Origin of the sequence: Dyella sp. (genome assembly GCF_035508675.1) — a bacterium.
GTDB lineage: Bacteria > Pseudomonadota > Gammaproteobacteria > Xanthomonadales > Rhodanobacteraceae > Dyella_B.
In genome coordinates, this window is the sequence record NZ_DATJMN010000129.1 from 1 (window position 1) to 4212 (window position 4212).

A 4212-nucleotide genomic window follows, 5' to 3' on the forward strand; every position below is an offset into this window, starting at 1 on the left:
GCCGATGATGCGCACCACGTTGCTGATCGTGGTGGTGCTGGTCGTCGGCCTCACCGCCTTGAACGAAATCGGCATCAACACCACGCCGCTGCTGGCCAGTGCGAGCATCGTCGGCGTGGCCCTGGGCTTCGGCTCGCAGAAGCTGGTGCAGGATTTCATCACCGGCATTTTCCTGCTGATGGAAAACGCCATGCAGGTGGGCGACTGGGTCACCGTGGCCGGCGTTTCCGGCACGGTGGAAAATCTTTCCGTGCGCACCGTGCGGCTGCGCGGCGGCGACGGTTCGCTGTACACCATTCCGTTCAGTTCCGTCACCACGGTGAACAACACCAATCGCGGCATCGGCAATGCGTCGTTGAACGTCAGCATCGCCTACAGCACCGACGTGGAGCGCGCGATGGACGAATTGACCCGGATCGGCAAGGACCTGCGCAATGACCCCGCCTTCCGCAACCTCATCCGCAAAGACCTGGAGATCTGGGGCGTGGATGCGATGGATGGCTCGAAAGTGACCATCGTGGGGCAGGTGCAGTGTGTCGCCACGGGCCGGTGGGGCGTGCAGCGTGAACTCAACCGGCGCATCGTGCGGCGTTTTCGGGAGACCGGCATCGAGATGGCCAACCCGCACACCAGCTACCTGCTGCATCCGCAGGACAACGGCCAAGAGGACAGCAAACAGGCGCCGAGGACATCGGCGCCGTGAATCAACCATGCAGGAAATGTTGCAAATGGCTTGCGGCGACATGGTCTTCATCGTCGCAACGCTAATTTCATGGCAAGACAGGAGAAACCCATGAGCATGTTGCAGGTCGAAACGGACAGCCTGGGGCGCCCGATCGAGTTGTATTACGAAGACGTCGGCTATGGCCCGCCCGTCGTCTTGTTGCATGGCTACCCCTTCGACCACGCGATGTGGGAAGAGCAGGCCTTTGCGCTGGTCAGTGGCGGCTGCCGTGTGATCACGTATGACCGCCGCGGGTTCGGCAAATCGTCCAAGCCTTCCGATGGCTACAACTTCAATCGTTTCGCCGACGATCTGAAGGCGCTGCTCGAAACGCTCGACTTGCATGACGTGACGCTGGTCGGTTTTTCGATGGGCGCCGGCGAAGTCGTGCGCTACATGAGCCGCCATCTCGGCCAGCGTGTCACGCGCTTTGCGCTGGTCAGCGGGGTCACGCCCAGCATGACCAAAAGCAAGGACAATCTCGACGGTGCCGACGAGGCCAAGTTCGACGACACTTGCATGCGCATCCGCGCCGACCGCTTCACCTATGTCGACCAGTTCGTCGATCTGCTGTTCGAGGGCGCCGGCACCAGTCCCGCCATGGTGGACTGGATAAAATCACTGGCGGAACCGGCTTCGCGCATCGCCATGGTCGGTTGTGTGCGCGCCTTCGCGGATACGGATTTCACCGGCGACATGGGTGCCGCGATCAATCTGCCGTCGCTGGTGATCCACGGCACGGCAGACCGCGTTGCGCCGTTTGCTGCGCACGGAAGGCGCACTGCGAATCTGCTGCCGGGAAGTATTCTTCGACCCTATGACGGGGCAGGGCATGGCTTGTTTGCGACCCACGGCGCGATGCTGAGCGAAGACTTGCTGGGGCTGATACGCACGCCGCCGTCGCATACTTTGCCGCCACCGGTGTTTTGATGTGCGTGTGGTCTTGGGTGCAATGGCAAGGCGCGTAGGTTTGTGGTGAGCGGATGCAAACTCCAACGTTGCCATGCTGATGGCGATGTTGGGGTTCGGCGTCGCCTCACTGCCAACCTGCGAGGGACCGCGTCGTGGATGGCATGCCGCTAAAAGAACGTCTGCACCACATCCACCACGTTGTAATCATCATCGACCACCGCAATTTGCCGCCACTTGTCGAAGGTGAGGCAGGGATGGGAGATGTCGAAGGCGAGCATGTCGCCAACGCGGATATCGTCGCCAGCGGCGATCTGCAGGTAGGCATGCTGATCCATCATGCCGGTGATTTTCCAATGCGCGGGTGCAGGGGCGGGCGCGGCCTGGCCTGGTCGAAAATGCGCAACCGGCGCGGGCAGGCCCGCATCGAACGCAGCGTCGCGCTTGCCCAGGGCGACGATGGCGCGTTCGGGTTCGGGCACGGATTGCACGTAGGCCCATAACTGCAAGGCCGGCAACAGGCTGCCCCGCATGCGCTGCGCCACCGGATTGCGCGTTTCGACCTGCGCCTGCGCGCTGCGATAAATGCCTGCGTCGTGCGTGAGATAACAACCAGGGCGCAGCACCACATCCAGTGGCGCACCGATGTCTGCCTTGGCAAACTCTTCGGCGACCACGTCATACCAGGCCGAGCCTGCACCACTCAACACCGCAGGCGAGCGCGCGATGCGGGCTGCGTCGGCAAGCTGCTGCAGCGCGCGCACCGCACGCTGCAGCAGGGCGCGAATCGCCGCTTCGTCCTGCAGCACGCCTTCGTAGACTTCCACGCCGGCCAGCTTGACGGCACCTTTGGCCTTGGCAAGTGCATCGAGCACCGCTTGCCATTGCCCTTCATCGCGCACACCGGTGCGTCCACCTGCGACGCCCAGTTCGATCAGCACCTGCACCGGTCGCCCCACCGCGCCGAAATGCGCGGCCAGCTGTTGGACCTGCTCAGGTGAATCGACCAGGCAGAAATACTCGGACGATGGATCGGCCAGCAGCTCGGCCACGATCGCCATGTTGCGCCGGCCCACCAGCTGGTTGGCCATCAGCACGCGCCGCACGCCATGCGCATAGGCCACGCGCACCTGATGCGCGCTCGCCAGCGTGATGCCCCACGCGTCGGCGGCGAGCTGGCGCGCGAACAGGCGCGGCGCCATGGTGGTCTTGCCATGCGGCGCAAGCTTGGCGCCATATTCGCTGACGAAGCGCTGCATCCAGGCCAGATTGTGCTCCAGCCGCGATTGGGAGAGCACGGCCGCGGGCAGGCTGAGATCTTCCTTCAGCAGGTTCCAGCCGAGTGCGGCGATCGCCTCTGGCGGACACGGCGCTTCCAGTGCGCCCAGTCCTTTGTCGAGCGGATCAACGACAGATAGGCGTGCATCGGCTTGGTAGTTTTTGTCGTGCATGGGAAGCATCCTGATTCCGTGGCGAAGACGGAGATGTTTGACCGGATCTTAGCCAGGAATCTACGCTCGGAACCATGCATGCTTCGTTTCCATGTCTTGTTTCGCCACGCCAACCAGGAGGATTTTCCATGAGCGATTCCATCGTGCGATTCGGTGCCGAAGGCGGCGCCGGCACCGGCGGCCAGCATCTTCCGTTCGCGCGCGCAGCAGGCGCTGATGGCTGGCTGTTCGTCTCCGGCCAAACGCCGATGGTCAACGGCGAAGTGATCCACGGCGGCATCGTCGAGCAATCGCACCAGGCGATCCGCAACCTGATCGCCATCCTGCAGGAGGCCGGCTACGGCACCGAGCACGTCGTGCGTTGCGGCGTATGGCTGGACGACCCGCGCGATTTTCCCTCGTTCAACCGCGTGTTCAAGGAATACTTCGGCGCGCATCCACCGGCACGTGCGTGCGTGGTGTCGAGCATGGTGGTGGATTGCAAGGTGGAGGTGGACTGCGTGGCGTACAAGAAACCTTTGCAGGCTTGACGACAACACCATGAGCCCAACAACGCAACCCGCCACCTTGCTCCACGGTAGCGGCCTGCTGCTGGCAGCCGCGCTCGCCGTGCTGCTGCTGATCTACCTGATCGCCGTGCGCAAGCTCCATCCGTTCGTGGCGCTGATGGTGATCTCGCTGGGCCTGGGCGCGGCGGTGGGCATGCCGCTGAGAAGCCTGGTGAAGGCGTTCGAAACCGGCGTCGGCGGCACCTTGGGGCATATCGCCTTGCTGCTTGCACTGGGCACCATGCTGGGCAAAATGATGGCCGAATCGGGCGGCGCCGAGCGCGTCGCGCGCACGTTGGTGGCTACCTTTGGCGAACGGCGCGCGCATTGGGCGATGATGCTGATCGCCTTCATCGTCGGCCTGCCGGTGTTTTTCGAAGTCGGTTTCGTGCTGCTGATACCGCTGGCCTTCAATATCGCCCGTCGCACCGGCACGCCGATCTTGCTGGTCGGCCTGCCGATGGCGGCGGGCTTGTCGGTGGTACACGGGCTGGTGCCGCCGCATCCGGCCGCGTTGCTGGCGGTGACGGCTTATCACGCGGATATCGGCAGAACCATTGTCTACGCGTTGCTGGTCGGC

5 protein-coding genes are annotated in these 4212 nt (G+C 63.5%); 4 read left to right on the forward strand and 1 reads right to left on the reverse strand.

Annotated elements, in window-relative coordinates; all coding sequences use genetic code 11:
• Both VMA74_RS07530 and VMA74_RS07535 read left to right on the forward strand, forming a co-directional pair.
• The coding region (locus VMA74_RS07530; protein ID WP_325366021.1) for a mechanosensitive ion channel family protein at positions 1–703 on the forward strand (703 nt) is incomplete at its 5' end.
• A gap of 90 nt (positions 704–793) precedes the next feature.
• Complete coding sequence (locus tag VMA74_RS07535; RefSeq protein WP_325366022.1) at positions 794–1654, forward strand: alpha/beta hydrolase; 861 nt, start codon at positions 794–796, stop codon at positions 1652–1654.
• 149 nt (positions 1655–1803) lie between these two features.
• Here VMA74_RS07535 and VMA74_RS07540 read toward each other — a convergent pair whose 3' ends face one another.
• Positions 1804–3084: an amino acid deaminase gene (locus VMA74_RS07540; protein ID WP_325366023.1), complete on the reverse strand. Its 1281-nt coding sequence runs from the start codon at positions 3082–3084 to the stop codon at positions 1804–1806.
• Positions 3085–3212: 128 nt separating this feature from the next.
• Between VMA74_RS07540 and VMA74_RS07545 the strand changes: the two genes are divergently transcribed.
• Together VMA74_RS07545 and VMA74_RS07550 are read left to right on the forward strand one after the other, a co-directional pair.
• The gene (locus tag VMA74_RS07545; protein WP_325366024.1) at positions 3213–3614 is read left to right on the forward strand and encodes a RidA family protein; all 402 of its coding nucleotides are present in this window, start codon (positions 3213–3215) and stop codon (positions 3612–3614) included.
• A 10-nt stretch (positions 3615–3624) separates the two neighbouring features.
• A partial coding sequence (locus VMA74_RS07550) for an SLC13 family permease (protein ID WP_325366025.1) occupies positions 3625–4212 on the forward strand: 588 nt, incomplete at its 3' end.